Below are 20,022 nucleotides of genomic sequence, written 5' to 3'. Positions count from 1 at the left end.
GGGCAGCCACCTCTAGACTCGCTCGCAACGCGCCGCGCGAACAAGGTCATTCAGGGCGACATCTTGACCCGTTGTCGCCGAGGCTTGGCGGTTGGCGTCGTCGGCGTTTTGCGCGTGGTGTGTTTCGAATTGGCGGTTTGTGTGGGGCGCCATTGCTTGATGGCCGCCTCCAGGGCCGAGACTTGCCCGGCCTGGTGCGCAAGGGTTTGCTCAGCCGCTCGCAAGCCGGCCCGTAAGGCGTCTCGTTCCGTGGTGAGGCCGGCGAGGCGCTTGGCGTGTTCGTGCCTCGCCCGCTCCTGCTTCTGACCCAATGCCTTGAGTTCTTGGCGCGCCTGATCCACCTCCTGGTGCGCGCGGTCTTCCGCTGCGCGAATATGTGCCTGCGTCGCGATGAGTTCCGCGCGTAACGCGTCGAGCTCCGTCTGCCGGCGCTCAAGCTGCCCCTGGAGTTGATCACGTTGATGTCGCGTATCGGCCGCTTGGGCCACGAGTTGGTCGACTAAGCCTTGGCGTTCCGCGAGTTGCAGCTCAGTCTGTGCCAACTTACTCATGCCCTCGGCTAGGTCCGCCTGGGCCGCGGTGAGTGCGATCTCCCACAACTTGCGTTCTTGCGTTAGCGACGTTTGCTCCGCAAAAAGGGTGTTCTGTTGTTCCGTCAGGGCCGCCTCGGCACTCGTGGCGGCGTGCATGAGCGCCAGTCGCCAGGCTTCCGCGAACGCCTGTGCCACCTCACCTGGCAGCTCCGGCAACAGCGCATGACCCTTTAGGCGTTGCGCTAATTGCTCCCACCACTGTTCAAGCAACTGACCGACGCGGGCCGGGCTGCCGCGACCGAGCTCGGTGCGCACGCGCTCGACCGTCGGACGCTCCCCACGCGTCAACACCGCGTCCGCGGCCTTGAAGACGTCGGTTTCCGGCACTCCCGCAGCCATACCCTGCCCCTTACATCGATTAGGTCTGATAATGGCAGTTTATCCGACCTTAATTGAAAGAAACCGCTTTTTAGATACGGTGTACGTAATGAATCATACGCCTTTAGCACTCGACGCGATCACTACGCGACTGGACGTGGCCACGTTGGATGCCGCCAGTCAGGCGGCCGCGGCGGCGTTCGTGGCCGCAGGCACCGCCACGAACACAGTGCGCAGCTACCGCAGCGCCCTCGCCTACTGGGCCGCCTGGCTGCAAGGCCGCTACGGGATTCGGCTCGGCGACGGGCCATTGCCGGCCACGGTGGCGGTGCAGTTCATCGTCGATCACATGGCGCGACCGACCGAGGCCGGCACCTGGGAGTACGCCCTGCCACTCGCACTCGATGCCGCCTTGGTCGCTGCCGGCGTCAAGCATCGGGCGGGCCCGCTGACCCTCAACACGGTCAGTCACCGGTTGGCCGTGCTGGCCAGCTGGCATCGCGTGCGCGACTGGGAGGCGCCGACCGACGCGGTCGCGGTGCGGACCTTGTTGCGCCAGGCCCGTAAGGCCCAGGTCCGCCAAGACGTGGAAGTCCGTCGCAAAACAGCAATGACGGTCGAACCGCTGCAGGCCCTGCTCGCCACCTGCACTGATGGCCTGCGTGGCGTGCGCGATCGCGCCCTGCTCCTGCTGGCGTGGAGTAGTGGCGGCCGGCGGCGCTCGGAGGTCGTGGGCCTTCAGGTCACCGATGTCCGATTACTCGACGCCGATACCTGGCTGGTGGCGTTAGGGGCCACCAAGACCAACACCACCGGTACCCGCCGCGAAAAGCCCCTGCGCGGTGAAGCGGCCCAAGCGCTAGCGGCCTGGCTCGCCGCAGCGCCGGTGAGCACTGGTCCGCTGTTCCGCCGTCTACATCGGGGCGGCCGCGTCGGCACCACCGCGCTCACCGGCGATCACATTGCAAGGATGGTGCAGCGGCGCGCCCGGCTCGCCGGCTTAGCGGGGGACTGGGCGGCCCACAGCCTGCGCTCCGGTTTCGTCACCGAGGCCGGCCGCCAGGGCGTCCCGCTCGGGGAGGTGATGGCGATGACCGAGCACCGCGGCGTCGGCACGGTGATGGGCTACTTCCAGACGGGGAGCCTACTGGCCAGCCGGGCCAGCACCCTGCTCGCCGCGATGCCTGAGCCCGATGGACCTTCGCCAACTTAGTCCACACGAAAGCGAACGGATCGGTACCGCATGGAAGGTCTTCTCGCCATCCCCAATAAAAAGCCCGCAAGAGGGAGCTTGCGGGCTTCAGGTCATCCGTCTTCGCGCTTCGCAGGGAGGGGGGGCGACAAAGCAATGGGACCGGTGTCTCACGACATGCAATTACCATACTCTGCGGTATATTAATAATATGTGATGGGCGCCAAGGAACACACGTCCTTCGCCAAAAAGCTGAGGTTGCGAACGGTCTGGTGTCTCCGCGCGGCCTCGCCAACCTTGAGCAGGCATCATGTGGACGGACTGCATTTCGCGACAGGCCAGATGTCGTTGGCTCGAGAGGCCTCTGTTGCTGCGGGCCTGGGACGGAAACGCCAGCGTGCCGTGCCGAAGCCATCACTCTCGCAGATGCCGGTCATCTCTCAGATCGTTTAAGAGCCAGGCCCCATTTATGTCGGCGCGAACGGTGACACTGTGCGTCTCGCCTGCTTGGTTGTCGTCCTCGAAAGCAAGGTCGGCCACCAACTGTGGTGTTCGTCGCCGTCTATTGCGAAGAGACCGCCCTGCTCTTGGGCAACCTTCCCACCGCCTGCCGCGCGGCTGCCTCCAGCGAATTCACGATCTCATTTACGTCGGAACCCACAACTGCCTGTACCTCCCTTTGCCTCAATGAATCTGTGAGCAGCGCGGCAACAATGCATGCCTCGGGAAACCGCCCACGTAAGTCAAGTGCCAAACCATCAATGCGTCGCTCTGTGCATAGGTCACTGCAAATGATATAGAGCATTGACACGGCGTCTGGTGCCAATTCCACACGAGACTCGGAATCGAAAGCAGCAAAGTCATCTGTGGACAGATGCCGAGCATCGAGATGCATGTCACGCAAGATCCGAGTGAGAAGCTCCGCGGCCAGATCATCGGCCAGCGAGCCCAAACTCACGCAAAGAACCAACGAATGGGGAACCACCGACATCGGACCTTGCCAGCGACCGCTGATGCATTCGCGCTGCTGGCGCAGTCTTCGTCCTATGCTCATTTCGTCTAGGACAGAGGTCCTATGCTGCCTCCGGGTCCATCTACGGCCGTCACTACCGAGCATCTCAACGACCGTCACGATGACCTCACGAACGCCAGACTGCTGCTCTCGACTAATGACGCCTCGTGCGAGATCCGAGCGAGCGAGCTCCAGCGCCGGCATGAGAACCAGATCGCAATAGGCAACAAACGATCTGCGTTTAAGGAATGCACGCGCATCATCAAGAATTTCGTCAGCGTCGGCGGAAAGTGCCCGCTGATAGAGCCTCTGTTGCATTGTTAATGCCGGCGTGTCGCCCAATAGGACGCTAATCGAATCGAGCGCCTTTACGTTTCGTCCTGTAACCACGAGACACAGCGTCAATGGTGTCGACATCACTAGCCCAATCGGCCCCCACAGCCAACTCCAGAAGATCGCAGCCACAACGACCGCCAATGGAGACAAGCCCGTGGTATGACCGTAGAGAAAGGGCTCAACCAACTGAGATACCACCGTTTCGATAATGAGATACAACGCCAGGACTTGAAGTAGCAGCGACCACCCTGAATCCACAGCCGCCGCGAACAGCGCTGTGACTACTGCCACGATCCATACGCCAACATACGGCACGAATCGCAACGTTGCTGTTAGGGCAGCCCACAACGGTGCATTGGGAACACCGATGAGTGTCAATCCCAACCAAATACCGATGCCAACTCCGAGATTGACCGAGAACGTCGAGACAAAGAATCGCGATAATCGTCTTCCCGCGTCGTTAATCGCCGCCGTGGTTGCTCGAAGATCTGAACCACCGACAAGTCGTATAAAGCGATCGCGCAGGGATTCGTGCTCGAGCAAAACGAAAACCAGGACGACGAGCACAATGCCCGCTGTCTGCAATGGAGTCCAGGCCGTGAAGAGTATGCGAGTCAAGATGGCCATTGGCCTGCTCGGCGCCTTCGCTAACGCAGGGGCCTCAGTAGCTGTATTTGCCACTGTGATCGATGATCTGACATCTGACCTCCTAGGCAAGGTGGCACTTCGGCCGTCGATCGGGTTGATCACATCGCCAAATTCCCCTTGCATTACCTCGATGCGCCCGACGGTGATGGCACGCAACATATGAATCTTGGAGTGAACCGTCGCCTCGTACCGTGGTAGATCTCGAGCTATATGAATGACCTGCGAGCTAACCATGGCCACCAGTCCGGTGATTACGACGGCAAGACTCAGCACGGCGACAAACACGGAGCCAGCATGCCCTAGGCCCCACCGCCTGAGTAGGCGAACCCACGGCGCCATGAGCAGACTCAGGAATAGCGCAAGGACGATCGGAGTCAGCACCTCTCGTCCGAAATACAACAAGGCCAACACGGTGGCGTGAGCGACGATGGCAATCGCACGCTGGGGCGCCAAACTCGGCAACGTCTCGGAATCGTGAGCCATGGGAAAGAGTCCTCCCCTTGCTAACACTTGAGCTTGAAGAGCGCCGTGTTGGCACCCTGGCTAACCGTGACGCGGCTCTCGCGGAGGCGTGGTCATAACACACATCGCATGCCCCTCACGACAGCCGCGCGGCAAAGTGGATCCAGCCCCGCCTACGGCAGGCTGCCATCACCTCATCTCCTAGCCGAGAGGTCAGTAGTCCCAGGTCACCGGTACCCAACGAAAGGCGTCGCCAGCGACCGCCACTCGGCCGACAGAAGGAAACGGCAAGTGAGCGGCTATCACTGGCTCACTGGTCGCCGCCAGCTCGCGCAAAAGACCAAGCCGGACGCGAACCGCCTCTTCGGGGTCATGGTCGAAAGCGTTATGCCAGTCGGGGTGATCAAAGTGGTTCGGAAACACGGCATCGCCGAGGAACGTCAGTCGGCTGTCGCCGGACACCAGGCGAACCACGCTGTGCCCGTGGGTGTGTCCGCCGGTGCAGCAGACAACGACCCCAGGTGCCACCTCGTACTTCGTCTCGAATGGCCGAAGCTGGCTGCGATACATATCGACGAATCGCTCTTCGGCTGACTCGAGCACATCCGGGAACCCGCCAAACGTGTTGCGGGAGAAATCAGGCGCCGTCCAGAACTCAATCTCGGCAGCCGCCAGGTGAATCGGCACGTCAGGGCGCAGTCGATCTCGCAGTCCGCTGGCGAGTAGCCCGCCGACATGGTCCACATGCAGGTGCGTAAGTACCACGTCAGTCAAGGATGCGGGATCGATGCCCGCGGCGTCCAGCCGCGCCGCCAACCGTCCAACCCCCGGGGAGTCCGGAAATTCCGCTCCCGTCCCAGAGTCGATGAGTACCGTCCGGTCGCCACTACGCACCACGAGTACGTTCAGCGGCCACCTGTACACGTCCAGCGGCTGGAGCGTGTCATTCAGCCAAGCAGCCAGATCGGCCGGGGCAACATTGGTGGCCAACGTCGAGGCTGGTAGCGAGAACACCCCATCGCTGAAGACGATCACCTCGATCTCGCCGATCCGCAGCGCGTAGCGGGACGGAACCAGCTCTTCGAGCCGCTGGTGGCCGTCGCCCAAAGTGTTTTTTACGGAGGACATCATGGAATCTCCAGGAATACCGCCCGATCGCTCGGGCCAAACCAGTCGGGCGACTGGCAGAAAGTCTCCATTGAGAACCTGGCGTTATCGGACACGGTTCACGGCAGAAGGCCCTATGCCCCCAAACGTAGACGGGAAAAACGCAGTGCGCTAGGTCAGTAAACGGACTCACAGTGGTGACCAATACGCACCAGAGCGGAGATCGAAGAGAAAGCACCGCTGCAACTGCGCGCCACAAATCTATGTCTCGCACGTTTCCTTGCTTGCCCTAGCTGGCCCCAAGAAGCCTAGAGCTGACTGATTAACCATCGTAGCGATGCGGCTGGCTGCGCTCAGATCTGGCACTAGTGCAATTGATGCAACACCGTGGTGCCACTTGTAGATCTACCATTTTCCTCTTGCGCTACATAGCCTTCATCCTGCCGAACCCTCCTACCCTTTTCAGATCGCGCCGTCTTCGTTGGCCCTCATTAGAGAGCTGCTGTCCACCTTTCTTAGCCAATCGCCATGACTGACAAGACCCCACTTACCACCGCCTTCGGCGCTCCAGTCGTTGAAAATCAGAACAGCATGACAGCCGGACCACGCGGACCGCTGTTGATGCAGGATGTTTGGCTTCTTGAAAAACTAGCGAATTTCAATCGCGAGGTCATCCCCGAACGCCGCATGCACGCCAAAGGCTCTGGCGCCTTTGGCACTTTCACCGTCACCCACGACATCACGCGCTACACCCGAGCGAAGATATTCAGCGATGTTGGAAAAAAGACCGAAATGTTTGCGCGTTTTACCACGGTCGCCGGTGAGCGCGGCGCGGCGGACGCCGAGCGTGACATCCGTGGCTTCGCACTCAAGTTCTACACCGAGGAGGGTAACTGGGACCTGGTTGGCAACAACACACCGGTGTTCTTCCTACGTGATCCACGCAAGTTTCCAGACCTCAACAAGGCAGTAAAGCGCGATCCGCGAACCAATTTGCGAAGCGCCCGTAACAACTGGGATTTCTGGACCAGCCTTCCCGAGGCCCTTCATCAGGTGACGATCGTGATGAGCGATCGCGGCATTCCGGCCAGCTACCGTCACATGCACGGATTCGGCTCGCACACTTACAGTTTGGTCAACAGCGACGACCAGCGTTTCTGGGTCAAGTTCCATATCCGCACGCAACAGGGAATTCGAAACCTCACGGACGCGCAGGCGCAAGAGATGATTGGGCGTGACCGCGAAAGCCATCAACGCGACCTTTTCGATGCCATCGAACGCGGTGACTTCCCGAAATGGACGCTACACATCCAGGTAATGCCCGAGCTTGAAGCCCAAAAGGTGTCGTTCCACCCATTCGACCTGACGAAGGTCTGGCCCAAGAAGGACTATCCACTGATCGAAGTTGGCGTGATTGAGCTCAACCGAAACCCGGAGAACTTCTTCGCTGACGTCGAGCAAAGCGCTTTCGCGCCAAGCAATCTTGTTCCAGGCATCGGCGTATCACCGGATAAGATGCTGCAGGCTCGACTTTTCGCGTACTCCGATGCGCAGCGCTATCGTCTTGGCGTAAACCACCATCAGATTCCGGTCAACGCCGCTCGCTGTCCTGTCCACAGCAACCACCGCGACGGCGCGATGCGAGTCGACGGCAACTACGGTGGGGTGCTGCATTACGAACCTAACAGCTACGGGCAGTGGCAGGAGCAGCCGCTGTACCGGGAACCACCACAGAAGCTGCAGGGTGATGGCGACTTCTGGAGCTTTCGCGAAGACGACGCCGACTACTTCAAGCAGCCGGGCGATCTGTTTCGCCTGATGACGCCGGAGCAGCAGCAGGTGCTGTTCGACAATACCGCGCGGGCAATGGCTGACGCACCGGAGTTCGTCAAACAGCGCCACGTAGCCAACTGCGGCAAGGCCGATCCGGCCTACGGTTCCGGCGTAGCCAGGGCGTTAGGTTTGTCCGTGCCAGTGTCGGTAGCGGGCGACGGAGGGCCATCCGTCGAATCAAAGCTATAGCTGAAGGACACTACCATGATCTTCGGCGCGGATATCTCAGGCAACGGCTCCACTAGCCCGTAGGTTAGATCCGTGGTGTTAGCAAGGAATCTATCGAGGCGTTGAAACGAAGCTTGTGTGCGTACTTTGATTGCGTTGGCCGGGATAGGACAACGTGCCGAACTCGGCTACGTCACACCGAAAACAAGTCGTCTTTCGCACTTATGAAATGCGCACACGTCGTTCTGGATGCCATTACTTCTTCGCAACATCAATCGATTACTGGTCTTTCTCGTTGGAGGGGTTATGAGTATTTGGTTGGGAACGCTGACAGTAATTCACACACTTCTCAGCATCGCAGCGCTTCTGGATGGTATGGAAACTGTTCATAAGCTGGCCTTTGGTGGCATTTCATGGTCGCGACATTCCACTTTTATCGCGACGGCCCTGGCGACATCAATTACTGGGTTTCTCTTTCCTTTCCACGGAGTCACTCCAGCCATCGCTGTTGGCGTCGTCGCCACGATCGTTTTGGTCGTGGCGTTAATCGGCAGACCCAAAGCCGCACAATCTCGTGGCTGGGCCATTGGCTACTCGGCCTGCCTGATTGCCAGCGAGTACTTCCTGTTCTTCGTCGCTGTGGCGCAGGCTTTCACCAAGATTCCGGCCCTGCACGCGTTGGCGCCAACGCTCAAGGAGCCGGCGTTTGGCATTGTACAGATTATTGTTCTGTTGACCTTCGTCACGCTCGCAATCCTGACGATTCGTCGACTTTCGACACGACGCGGCATCGCCTCTTCTCATGACCGGGGCTTCTCAAGAGCACAGCATTAAAAATCTTTCCATGGCGCCCATCGAGACGCTAATAAGTTCTTTTGTATCAAACCAGACCTGGAAGTACGTCGCAATCACCCACCCTGGCTGGAGTCGTCTCGCACTGGCGAAAGTTAGTGCCCTGCACGCTGATATCTGCTTGTTAGAAGGTGGTCATCATGTCATCTAATTCTTCTGATTTCGGACGCATCATTGCATTTGCAATTGCCGTGGGCATTTGCGGCCTAGTGCTATTCGTAACTCGGGCCTACGCCGAGGGTGGTTCGCCCACCAATGAGCTAATGAAAATGACCATGCATGCGGATCAGGGCCCTCCTTCCTCACATCCATGATCGCCCCGCAACCTGCATCAAATGCACTAACGAAGTCGATGACTGAAGGATGCGCCTAGTGATCTATTTGTGCGGCTGATGATCGTGAATTTTATGGGCCAGTGTTTCCATGATTCCTTCGCCTCGAACCATACTCAGGAAGGAACCAGCTACTACTACGCCCCCTATGGAGGGAATGCTGATCTCCTCGGTCTGCGTGGCTGCATTCAGGCGGTGAGCTACTAGTGAGGTGGCCACTCTCGGGGCCGTCAGGCAGGACCGTACCCAATTTCCAGAGAGCGAGCGGTGTCGCTGGAGATGACTCGATGAAGCGCCAGCACCTCATGGGGGCAAAGCGATCTTGAGATGGAACGCGGCTACCGACCGCTTGGTGCCGGTCGGCACCCCTGCAGCACTTGGGGTAGCACGACTATCTGGCCCGCTCTTCACCGTTTCAGGACTCCTAATGAATCCCGCAGTTCGACGCCAAAACCTGAGATTTGCTGTCTATGTGGCTCCAGCCATCGCCCTGGCCCTCGCCGGCTGCGTAGGATCGGTAGACGTTCGGCCACCAACGCTTGCAGCGACGACAGTGGCCGAACAGGCACGCAGGTCGACAGTGGCGGCGGCACCCGCATTGACCGAGGATTCCCCTCCCTCCGAATGGTGGCAACTATTTGGCGATACGACGTTGACTACGCTGGAAGCCGAAGCCTCAGCGTCCAATCTGGATCTCCAGGCCGCCACCGCGCGCATTGACGAGAGCCGCGCACAGCTTGGTCTGGTCAACGCGTCACGACAGCCCCAGGTTGCGGCGGATGCCAGCTATGAGCGTGCGGGAATCAGCCAGCATTCGCCACTGGCTATGGTGGGCGCCCCAGCCAGCGCCACCAATCTATGGTCGATCGGTTTGGAAGCAAGTTGGGAGCTAGATTTGTGGGGCCACCTACGTCACCTGAGTGAATCAGCAGATGCACGCCTACAGGCCAGTGGTTTCGGCATGGCGTCAGTCAAAGTCTCTGTCGCGGGCAACGTGGCACGCACATACCTTTTACTGCGTGGTACGCAAGCGCAGATCTCGATCACCGAAGAGAATCGCCATATCGCCGAACACTTGGTGCAATTGGCGGATAGCCGTCTGCAGAACGGTGTGGCGACCCGCTTCGATGTAGCGTCGGCGCGCGCCGATGTAGCTAGCATCGAGGCTCGTCTGTCGCGACTTCAACAACAGCGCGACGCCTTGATGAACGCGCTAGCGCTACTTCTAGGAAAGCCACCACGAGAGCTGGATGCGCGCCTGAGCGGCACCCCCCTCCCTTCCATGCCCCACCGTCTGCCGATTGGCGTACCATCCGAACTGGCGCACAATCGTCCAGATATCCTTCAAGCCGAAGCCCGCTTACGCGCAACAGTCGCCGACATTGGTGCAGCCAAAGCAGATTTCTATCCCCGCATCAGCCTGACGGGCAATCTCGGCGTGCAAGCGTTCGATCTGAGCGACTTGGGGAGTTGGAACTCACGCCAGTTTTCCTTCGGTCCGACACTCTATCTGCCGATTTTTCAGGGCGGACGACTCGAGCGCAACTTGGAGTTGAGTGAGGCCAGGCATCGCCTGGCAGGCATTGCTTATCAGCAGACCGTTTTGAGCGCATGGCACGAGGTTGACGATGCGCTCAGCGCCTACACCACCGAGCTCAAACGACACCAGCAACTTCAAGAAGCACTGACGCAAAACCAGACCGCGCTCGATGTCGCTGAGCGCGGATATCAGCAAGGCACGGTCGACTTTACCTCCGTTTTGGTGGCAAGACGTTCATTGCTGGCAAGTCAGGCCGAACTAGTCGATTGCGCTACCGCATCCGCATTGTCTGTCGTGTCACTTTATCGAGCGTTGGGTGGGGGCTGGTCGCCCGATCTTCTGACGACGTCGGTGACTGGGGAGAGTCGCTCATGACGGCCGCCGCGTCTGCTCAGGCCGAGGCAACGGGCAGCCGCCCGTCAGCTGCGCCCCCCGAACCCGCGTTTGGTTTCCGCCTAGCCATGGGCTTGCTCGGTGTGTTGTTGGCCGCGATGGTGGCAGGACTGAACAGTCGTGTTCCAGGCTTGGTCCTGGAGGATTTGCAAGGCGCCCTGGGGTTTGCCCACGACGACGGCTCCTGGCTTAGTACCGCCTACGCTCTTGGCGAACTTGTGGCAATGCCCTTTGCGTCCTGGTTCGCCATCACCTTTTCGCTGCGGCGATTCCACCTATCCATGTTGTCTGGCGCACTGGCACTGGCAGCACTCATCCCATTTGTTCGCGAACTACATTTGCTGCTGGCTCTGCGTGCGCTTCAAGGCCTGTTTTCCGGCGCATTGATTCCGTTGCTGATGATGTGTGCACTGCGCTTCCTTCCTATGTCTCTTCGACTGCATGGCCTGGCGCTGTATGCATTAACCTCAACGTTCTCACCAAATATCGCACTTTGGCTGGCGACGCTAGCTGTGGACCGGTTAGCCGATTGGCGTTGGGCCTACTGGCATGTAATTCCCATCGGCATGGTGGCGATGGCGCTAGTGGCCTGGGGCTTGCCGAAGATGCCCACGGCGTTACCACGCTTGAGAGAAGCCGACTGGGCAGGTTTGGCGCTCGGCGCTCCTGGCTTGGCGCTACTCGTCGTGGGCCTGGACCAAGGGGTGCGCCTCGACTGGTTCCATTCGCCAATCATCACCGCGGCGTTGCTCGCTGGAACCATTCTCACTGCCCTGTTCATGGCATGCGAATGGCGACATCCGGCACCATTCATCAAGCTGCAGATGCTCCAGCGCCGCAATCTTGGCCTGGGTATAAGTGTGTTCGTCCTGCTGCTTCTCATCGGTGGAACCGCCGTAACTTTGCCCGCCAACGTGCTGGCGCAATTGCAGGGATTTCGTCTCGAGCAAAGCTCGACTATCGGGTTGATCGTCGGACTGCCACAGCTTTTGCTTGGCTCGTGCGTGGCGGGGTTGCTCTATCTACGATGGGTTGACGCCCGTCACATCTTTGCTGCGGGACTTGCGTGCCTTGCAACCGCTTGCTGGCTAGGGAGCTTTATTACCAGCGAATGGATGGTGGCGCAGTTTGTTGGTCCGGAAGTGCTGTACGCGCTCGGGTTGCCAATGACGATTGTTCCCCTTCTCTTCCTGATCACAAGCGTCGTGCAACCACAGGAGGGGCCCTATGTATCGGGCATCATCAATCTCTTCCGTGCACTCAGCGCCACGCTGGGCGGCGCCATGATCGGTCAACTTTCGGCCGTACGTAGCCGCTTTCACGCAGAAATGCTCCTCGACCAGGCAGGCGGCTGGGGCGCCCGGCTGCCCTCGGATGAACCACACTGGGCTTCCCTCGGGACCACTGTTGCGCAGCAAGCCGGCGTGCTCGCCAGCGCCGATGTCTATCGCGTTTTTGGGCTACTAGCCCTGTTGTTGATTCCCGTCGTACTGAACTTCGAGTACATCCCAGCACCCACGACAACCACCCATCGCACCCCTGCACCTTCTTTAGCTTCGTCTACAAGAGCAGCCTCCTGACATCTCTACTTCTTAGAAAGTGGTATCCCATGACTACGAACACCCTCTTTCGCATCATGGTCGGCATTATCGCGGCCCTTGCGCTCGCAGGCGCTTTCTTGATTGTGAATCGCTCCGAATCTTCTGCGTCAGAGCAAGGCACCGACGACGCTTACGTCCAGGCCGATTTCACCGTCATCGCCCCACAGGTGGCCGGCGTTATTACTCGCTTGGCGGTGGAAGATAATCAGGAAGTCCAAGCCGGCGCGCCCCTCGTGAACATCGACGAACGCGATCTACGCATCGCCACCGATAATGCGAAAGCGACCGCAGATGGCCTGCAGGGGCAACTTGATCAACAACAAAGTTTGATTGCACAGGCCCGCGCAACGGTCGCTGCTTCCAGCGCCAACCTGGCGCTAGCGGAGGCCAATCGGAATCGTTTCACAAACTTGGCTCGCGATGGCTCGGGCACTATTCAAGCCCGCCAACAAGCGGATGCCACCTGGGGTGCCCAGCAAGCCACACTGGAACGTGATCGCGCGGGACTACGGGCGGCAGAGCAGCAAGTAGCGATTCTTCGGGCCAACCTGGACAAGGCCAATGCGATCAAGGCGGATGCTGACCTAAAGTTGTCATATGCAACGATAGTTGCACCGGTCGGCGGCTTCGTGGCCCAGCGCAAGGCCCGCGTCGGTGCATACACGCATGTGGGTGAGCCGCTACTGACTTTGGTACCGCTTGGTGCCGTCTATGTGGAAGCGAATTTCCGTGAAACGCAGCTTGCCCACATGCGCGCGGGTCAGCCGGTGGACATTACCGTTGATGCCCTGCCTGACGCGCATCTCAAAGGCTCGGTGGAAAGCCTTGGCCCGGCCAGCGGTGTCAGCTTCTCTGCCGTGCCGGCCCACAACGCCACCGGCAATTTCACCAAAATTGTGCAGCGCTTGCCCGTGCGTATTCGTTTGGACCCAAACCAGGCCGACATTCGTCGACTGCGCGTTGGCATGTCGGTCCACCCCGTCGTCAGGGTTGATCAAAACTGATACTCCATTTTTCCTTTCGGCCTAAATCGCAGTGCCTTTTTTTAGATTAGGTTAGTCATCTTATCTGTTGAACGCGAGAGATCTTGGAGAGCGCAGAATTGAATCGCTCGGCTATAGTCAAAAGACGTAAAAGAGATGAGTTGGCTTCACTTTCGCGCCAAGCGCATGCCGTTATGGTCACAGATTGCCAACATGGCCCGGCCATGTGTAACAGCCGCCACCAGTTTGTCCAACTTTTTTTGGTTGCGTTGTTCTTGGATGTGAACAACGCGTTCGCCATTGGTCTCGCAGCAGTACGCAGACTTCAGGTTGCCGTTGATGTAGCGCAGTACGACGTACTTTCTGTCGATCATCGTCAGCTCGATCCGCAATGCATTCCCATAGTGACGTGGCTCAGCGCACAAGAACCGGGCAACACGCCACCCGCCGATGATTGGCTTGGAGAAGATCGTTGCCAGGCCGCCACCATCGCGCGCGAGCGTCGCCTCGTCATCAAGCATCAACGCCAGCGGGACCAGATTTCCTTGGGCGACGGCGTACGCGAAACGAAGCATCAGCTGCTGTTGCGCCTCGTTGGGCACGCGGCAAACCGGCCGCTCTTCACGCAGCAAAGTCCTGGCCCGATGCATGAGTTCGCGGCAGGCGGCCTCGCTCTTGCCAATCACATGGGCCACCTCATCGTAGTTTGCGTCGAACAATTCGAGCAAAAGAATGGCGACGCGGGCCTCGGGCGGCAGGCGTTCAAGCACACTCAGAAATGTCGCGTAAACCCCGTGGCAAAACGCATCGCCCTGCTCGGGCGTGGCAGGCGACTCAGCGGGCGCCGGTTCTTGGAGCAGATCGGCAACGTATGGCTCTCGCCCCACAGTGGCCGCACGCGTGCGGTCAATCGATATTTGGGTGGTGATCGCCACCAGCCATGCCTCTGGGTTGCCCAGGCTGGCTTGGTTCGCTTCATTCCAAAGTAACCAGACAGTCTGGACAACATCCTTGGATTCGGAAACGGAGCCGAGTATGCAATAGGCGATGCCCTCAAGCCTCGGCCGAAGTCGATCAAAAATGCTAGTAGTGAAGTCCATGCTCGGAAGACGGCTGTGCATGCATGTTTGTGACGGATCGCGCTGTCCGAAACGCCCCGCGGACAATTACTATGCCATTGTAAGTGCATGATATTTAGCGCTTATGTTTAGATTGGAACAGAGTGTCGCAGGCACGGCAAGGCTGACGTTTTGTCCGACCGTGTGGATACCGACCAACCCTTCGTACGAGGCCCAATCGAGGCCTGGCCCTCTAACCCTGTCACAAGCTGCCGATCTGAAACGTCTATCGAGTATCGGCAAGCCGATCCCGATATTTGATCGGCTCCAATAGGGGGCTACACGGCATGGAATCCAATTCGCGACGACTCAATTCTTATCCTGAATGTCGACACCGTTTCGCAATCTCGCCCCAAAGTGATCGCCCAGCATTCGGCGCGGATATTGCTATTGGCCTATTGTCTGCAAGCCACTCCTTGGATTGCAGTAGCACATTGGACACACCCGCATCGGTGGCGCAACTACTCTCACGCGCCGATCCTGCGGTCCGCGGCCCCCAAATAACCCGCTACGCCCCACGCCCGGGGCGCAACGAAGTAGATGATCGCGTGCAGATGTCGCGCGATTTCCGCGCTCATCGGCCGCGGCATCGATTCGGCATTTGCGGACTTCCGGCGATCTCGCGCTGGCATGAACAAAAGTCATTCCAACGGCCCCAACTCAAAGCGGAGACATTCCATGAAAATCCTTGTTATTGGCGGCACCGGACTCATTGGTAAAAAAGTTGTCGCGCGCCTGCGTAAACACGGGCACGAAGTAGTTCCCGCGTCACCGTCAACCGGTGTCAATACCATTAGCGGCGAAGGACTGAACGAGGCGATGTCTGACGCCGACGTAGTGGTGGACTTGTCAAACTCCCCTTCGTTCGAGGACAAAGCCGTCCTTGACTTTTTCGAGGTATCGGGACGAAACCTTGTCGCCGCGGAGACGAGGGCTGGCGTGAAGCATCATGTGGCCCTCTCAGTGGTTGGTACCGGTCGCCCGATTCTCGAGTCGAGTGGATACTTCCGCGCCAAAGTCGCTCAGGAACGACTGATACGCGCTGCCGGTATTCCGTACACCATCGTCCACGCAACCCAGTTCTTCGAGTTCTTGAGTGGTATCGCCGGGTCCGGCGGTCCGGGACCAGAGATTCGCATTTCGAGCGGACTTATGCAGCCCATTGCCTCGGACGACGTAGCCGACGCGGTCGCCGACTACTCTCTTGGCCCTGCGGTCAACGGCATTGTGGAAATTGCCGGCCCGGAGAAGGCTTCGATGGCCGAACTGGTACAGCGCTACCTCTCCGCCAAGGGAGATCCGCGCAAGGTCATCCCGGACCCGACGGCGCCGTATTTTGGGGCGTTGCTAGAGCCGGACTCCCTGCTGCCGGGCGGCGTCGCTCGCTTGGGCAAGCAAGACTTCAAGACCTGGTTCGCTCACTCGGCGTAAACCAGCCAGTGAGATGCGCCATGTCAGGCACCGAGGCTTGAGGCCTCTGCAGGCTTTATGGCCTCACGACGAGATCCGGCTCTCACCCGTGGAGCGGCTCTAACCCCCAGGTGGCCGGCACCCAAAAAAGGCGTTGCCATCGACCACCACCCGACCAGGGAGCGCGAACGGCAGGTGAGATGCGATCGGCATCTCACCGGTCGCCGCCAGCTCGTGCAGAAGATACTCCCTTACGCGAACCGCCTCCCCCGGTGTCGTGCTCGAACGCGCCATGTCAGTCCGGCTGATTCAAGTGATTCTGAAGAGCTGCATTGCCGAGAAACCTCATTTGGTCGCCACCAGACTCGATGCACACTGCGCTGTGTCCGCGGGTATGGCCGCCGGTGCAACGAACAACACTCCTGTCGCCGCCTCATGCTCTGCCGCGAATGGCTGAAGCCAACCTCGACACATATCGGCGAATCACTTTTCGGATGACTCAAGCACAACCGGAAACTCGCCAAACGGATCACGGGAGAAATCGGGCGATGTCCAGAACCCCGCCTCGGAGGCTGCCGCATGGACTGGCATGTTTGGATACAACTAACCCTTAGCGCGTCGAAGAGTAACCCGACAACGTAGTCCATGCGCAAATGAGCGATTGCCACTTCGGTGTTTCGATCACAAACCTGCGGTTCGCCCACGGGAAACGACTGAATCATCGATTGACACAGACATGATATCTCCGTCTGCACATGTCTTTGATGTTTGATGCGCATCAGGCAACACAGTAGTCACCCACTGACGCCTATCGCCAGATGCCGACTGCGACTACGCTGCGATCCACGACCAGCCTTCCTTCTGCGAAACATGCAGCTACTAGGTCCTCGTAAGGCACATCCCGTAGCCGCCAAAAGATCTCAATCATGCCAAGTGAATACCACCCTTCCCTGCTGCGTCTAGTAAAACCATGCGCGCGCGGAGGATTTGCCCTTTGTTTACTTATTGCGGCGAATGAAAGCTTTGCATCACAACGAATCGAAGTGCAGGTCGGCCGAAGCTACATGGACCACGCAGGTGCGACGACTGTGTTTGTCGATGACGTGTTTTCCGAGCAATCCATTGGATTAAGTCGCTTCAATTGGTCGCCAGAAATAAGCGCTGGCTGGATTGATGGTCGAGACCTTCAACGATACAAACGGTCCAACTACACCACTACCGACGCGATCGGGCTTGTTGCCGCCGGCGTTCATCTCAGCTATGGGACAAGGAGCGACTGGTATCACTCATTGTTCTTCAGCTTCCAACCCGCACTTCACACTGGCAAGACGCAGGCGTTGAGTAGCGTTTATGAGTTCGTGAGTTCGTTTGGATGGCAGAGTGATCGTTTTAGTCTCCAACTTCGACACATTTCCAACGGATCATTTCACCAGCCAAATCGTGGTGAAACAATGGTGTTATTTGGCATACGCCTGGATAGCTGGCGGCACTGAACCTCACCGTGACGCCGCCTGAGGCCTAGTCCCGCACGGAAATCACTGATGGCGGGAATTCGTTCTCACACCTGGATTGCACCCCGAGGCGCCACCCCACTGGCTCATGCGCCATCGCGCATTCGTCGCTATAAAGCGAGTTAAAACCGCCTCCTCGTTCGAGTCTCGAATGATGGCTAGTCCCGCAGACACCTTCGCGTGTTGCCTGCAATGAAGGGAATCTCGGTACACAAATGGCGCGCGCTCAGCACGCTTCGCAGGCCATGACGGAAACTCTTAGCCCTGTGGATCTGACCGTGTGCCTCTGGGCCACATCCCGCAGCCCACTTTGCTTCGAAACGCTGCTGGCCGCCACCCCAATGCGGTGCTCAAAGCGGCACTCGCCACAAGCAATATATGTGCATCCAGCTCACAATCAGGTGCGCGTTCCGTCGCGAATAGTTAGCAGGAACCCGATCACTACTTCTGCGCGACCCAATGCCACCAACTGTTCTGCAGTCAAGTGACCCAACTCCTCGATTGGTGTCGTCTGGTACCACTCCATCACCGCAGCCGGCTCTGGCTCAATCTCGGCGGCTACGCGCAATACGGCCAGGGACACTGGGATCAAGCTGAACAGAGTGCTGTAGCTGTGTTCACCCACGGGCGAGATCAGCTTGTCCAACGGGTCAGCTGCGTAAGCCGCCAGGAGCTGCGATTGCAGCGATGATTTGGCAATCGGTGTATTCGAATGTATTCCAGCCATAACAACAGGCTCCCACCATCGTTATCTTTTGCGTGATTTCAAAGCTTCACCAGCCTTCGGAAAAATCCCGCCGCGCGGCAGGCATGCCAAATGCCGAATCTGACAGGAGAGCAACATCGCCGCTGAACTAGAGAACCTTTGCTTGTTACCGTCCCGCATTATCTATTCCACTCAAACGCACCCGTGGCTTGCTCAATGATCGGCGAGGTAATCACGGAACGAATCGCACACGAGAAGAACTCTGCCAACGCATTACCAGCACTGGAACCGTCACGCGCTGATTTCGGCGTGATGGAAAGCGTATTTTTTTTCGTCGGCCGGCGGAAGCTACGCGCATGTGTTAGCAGTGTTGTTCATGGCGCAACATTTCCCATCGCCATACATGCACGACCTCGTGCGGCTGCTATAGCACCGCCGGCCAACTAGCTCGGAAGCCCGAGATTTCTCACATTGGTTCTCGAACGGCAACACCGTAAGGCCATACGAGTGCCTAGAGTTCGGCGATGCATCGGCTCAAAATTTCAACAGAGAGGTCATCAATAAACGAATGGGCGTGGCCACCGGCCGTGAATTCATGTCGGCGATGCAATCGCGCTTATGCCGCGCTACATCCATCGCTGGACGCGACATTGGGGTAGTGGTCGATGACGAAGAGTGATAATGACTTTGCCAAGGGGCAGTTGTGCGTGACCTATTGCCATGAGTGCTGCGCGGTCAATTACAAAAGATCGCCTAAGCCGCAGTACGCAACACGCTCGCCTTGCAATTTCTTTAAGCATTGCATGATCTTTCCGCCACCACACGGAAGAGACTTATGAAGACAATCGCAACTCAGGGACCAACCCAAGGTGAGAGCTCTTTCACGGGCCCAACGATTCCGCGGCGCTTGATCGCCAACATCTATGTCCCGGATACGGCCTTAGTAGCCCGAGCCATTGAGTACGTTCGAGATTGCTACGAACCCTACCTCTTCAACCATGTTATGCGCTCCTGGCTCTTCGCCAGCAGGATCGCCGAATTGCAAGGTGTTCCTTATGACGCCGAAATTCTTGCCGTGTCGACGCTCCTGCATGATCTTGGCCTCGTGAAGGCGTTCGATGGCCCGCTTCGTTTCGAGGTTGAGGGCGCAAACGCTGCCCGGGCATTTGCGCACAAAGAAGGTCTCGATGAGCGACGTACACAGCTTATTTGGGACAGTGTTGCACTCAACTCCACACCATCGATAGGACTCCATAAAGAGTCGGAAGTAGCACTCTGCACAATGGGCATCAGCGTCGATTGGGGCAGCGGATGGTGCTACGACTCCGTAGACACTCCCGCCATGAATTCAATCGTTGAGGCCTTTCCTCGATTAAGAATGAAAGAACGATTCGCGAGAGCCATTTGCGGCATAGTCGAGTCGCGGCCCGAAACGACCTACGACACATTCGCGCGCGACTTTGGCGAACGATTTGTCCCCAACTATAGGCCGCCATCACTTGTTGACTCCTTGTTCAATTCACCGTTCGAAGAGTAGATGTTCAAGGCCATCCAGCCCGCCTGCCATCGGACCGCGCATTACCGCAGCAAGCCGCAATCATCTCCGGCGAAGTATGGCGCAAGAATCATGGATCGCTGACGATGATGATCGCAAATCGTGCAACGCGGCGAAAATTGTGCCGCTAGCCTATCGAGTCGAGCTATGAGCGCCTTCAAGTTTTATCCAAAATGGAACGGCGGGCTTTTCTGTGTCAGTCCAAGCGGTACGCTTGAGGTCGAACTGCCCCCGGTCATTCTCACGGCATATCTGCCCACAGAGGAGTCGTGGAGAACTTCCGCGCCGGATTGGGCAAGGGATAAATGGTCCGTACTCAGATACGAGCTCGAAGCCTGGTGCCATAAGAACG

Annotated in this window: 14 protein-coding genes; 9 read left to right on the top strand and 5 right to left on the bottom strand. The window is 58.4% G+C overall.

Going from position 1 to position 20,022, the window contains the following annotated elements:
- Nucleotides 1-50: 50 nt before the first annotated feature.
- Nucleotides 51-932 (bottom strand): DNA-binding protein, encoded by an 882-nt coding sequence (locus tag HY57_RS13185; RefSeq protein WP_019467557.1) that lies wholly within the window; start codon nucleotides 930-932, stop codon nucleotides 51-53.
- Between the two features lie 31 nt (nucleotides 933-963).
- On the opposite strand from HY57_RS13185, the gene HY57_RS13180 reads away from it, so the two are divergent.
- The gene (locus tag HY57_RS13180) at nucleotides 964-2,124 is read left to right on the top strand and encodes a tyrosine-type recombinase/integrase (protein WP_200873881.1); all 1,161 of its coding nucleotides are present in this window, start codon (nucleotides 964-966) and stop codon (nucleotides 2,122-2,124) included.
- A 541-nt stretch (nucleotides 2,125-2,665) separates the two neighbouring features.
- Here the strand turns inward: HY57_RS13180 and HY57_RS13175 are convergent.
- Nucleotides 2,666-4,582: an AI-2E family transporter gene (locus tag HY57_RS13175; protein ID WP_019467560.1), complete on the bottom strand. Its 1,917-nt coding sequence runs from the start codon at nucleotides 4,580-4,582 to the stop codon at nucleotides 2,666-2,668.
- A gap of 192 nt (nucleotides 4,583-4,774) precedes the next feature.
- Nucleotides 4,775-5,692, bottom strand: coding sequence for an MBL fold metallo-hydrolase (locus HY57_RS13170; RefSeq protein WP_019467561.1), 918 nt, complete (start codon nucleotides 5,690-5,692; stop codon nucleotides 4,775-4,777).
- 504 nt (nucleotides 5,693-6,196) lie between these two features.
- Here HY57_RS13170 and HY57_RS13165 point away from each other — a divergent pair.
- The 5 genes from HY57_RS13165 (at nucleotide 6,197) to HY57_RS13145 (ending at nucleotide 13,391) form a co-directional block, all read left to right on the top strand.
- Complete coding sequence (locus HY57_RS13165) at nucleotides 6,197-7,690, top strand: catalase (RefSeq protein ID WP_081500773.1); 1,494 nt, start codon at nucleotides 6,197-6,199, stop codon at nucleotides 7,688-7,690.
- Nucleotides 7,691-7,975: 285 nt separating this feature from the next.
- Nucleotides 7,976-8,503, top strand: coding sequence for a hypothetical protein (locus HY57_RS20910; RefSeq protein ID WP_019467563.1), 528 nt, complete (start codon nucleotides 7,976-7,978; stop codon nucleotides 8,501-8,503).
- A 777-nt stretch (nucleotides 8,504-9,280) separates the two neighbouring features.
- Complete coding sequence (locus tag HY57_RS13155) at nucleotides 9,281-10,768, top strand: efflux transporter outer membrane subunit (protein ID WP_050997998.1); 1,488 nt, start codon at nucleotides 9,281-9,283, stop codon at nucleotides 10,766-10,768.
- Nucleotides 10,765-12,366 carry an MFS transporter gene (locus HY57_RS13150; RefSeq protein ID WP_019467565.1) on the top strand — a complete coding sequence of 534 codons (1,602 nt, stop codon included), beginning with the start codon at nucleotides 10,765-10,767 and terminating at the stop codon, nucleotides 12,364-12,366. Before HY57_RS13155 ends, HY57_RS13150 begins: the two co-directional genes overlap by 4 nt.
- Nucleotides 12,367-12,395: 29 nt before the next feature.
- Nucleotides 12,396-13,391: an HlyD family secretion protein gene (locus HY57_RS13145; RefSeq protein WP_019467566.1), complete on the top strand. Its 996-nt coding sequence runs from the start codon at nucleotides 12,396-12,398 to the stop codon at nucleotides 13,389-13,391.
- Nucleotides 13,392-13,537: 146 nt separating this feature from the next.
- Here the strand turns inward: HY57_RS13145 and HY57_RS13140 are convergent, their stop codons facing one another.
- Complete coding sequence (locus HY57_RS13140; RefSeq protein ID WP_200873880.1) at nucleotides 13,538-14,491, bottom strand: sigma factor-like helix-turn-helix DNA-binding protein; 954 nt, start codon at nucleotides 14,489-14,491, stop codon at nucleotides 13,538-13,540.
- Between the two features lie 675 nt (nucleotides 14,492-15,166).
- On the opposite strand from HY57_RS13140, the gene HY57_RS13135 reads away from it, so the two are divergent.
- A complete protein-coding gene (locus tag HY57_RS13135) occupies nucleotides 15,167-15,919 on the top strand; it encodes an SDR family oxidoreductase (RefSeq protein ID WP_026034325.1) in 753 nt (250 codons plus the stop codon).
- A gap of 905 nt (nucleotides 15,920-16,824) precedes the next feature.
- A complete protein-coding gene (locus tag HY57_RS21270) occupies nucleotides 16,825-17,391 on the top strand; it encodes an acyloxyacyl hydrolase (RefSeq protein WP_081500774.1) in 567 nt (188 codons plus the stop codon).
- A 415-nt stretch (nucleotides 17,392-17,806) separates the two neighbouring features.
- On the opposite strand, the gene HY57_RS13130 is transcribed toward HY57_RS21270, so the two are convergent.
- On the bottom strand, nucleotides 17,807-18,136 hold the full coding sequence (locus HY57_RS13130) for a hypothetical protein (protein ID WP_019467570.1): 330 nt from the start codon (nucleotides 18,134-18,136) through the stop codon (nucleotides 17,807-17,809).
- An 886-nt stretch (nucleotides 18,137-19,022) separates the two neighbouring features.
- Here HY57_RS13130 and HY57_RS13125 point away from each other — a divergent pair.
- Nucleotides 19,023-19,652 (top strand): HD domain-containing protein, encoded by a 630-nt coding sequence (locus tag HY57_RS13125; protein ID WP_235186566.1) that lies wholly within the window; start codon nucleotides 19,023-19,025, stop codon nucleotides 19,650-19,652.
- Nucleotides 19,653-20,022: the final 370 nt, after the last annotated feature.

It is taken from the genome of Dyella japonica A8, assembly GCF_000725385.1.
Classification (GTDB): domain Bacteria; phylum Pseudomonadota; class Gammaproteobacteria; order Xanthomonadales; family Rhodanobacteraceae; genus Dyella; species Dyella japonica_C.
Note: the sequence above shows the minus strand (reverse complement) of the source record. Positions and strands in the feature narration are given on the sequence as shown.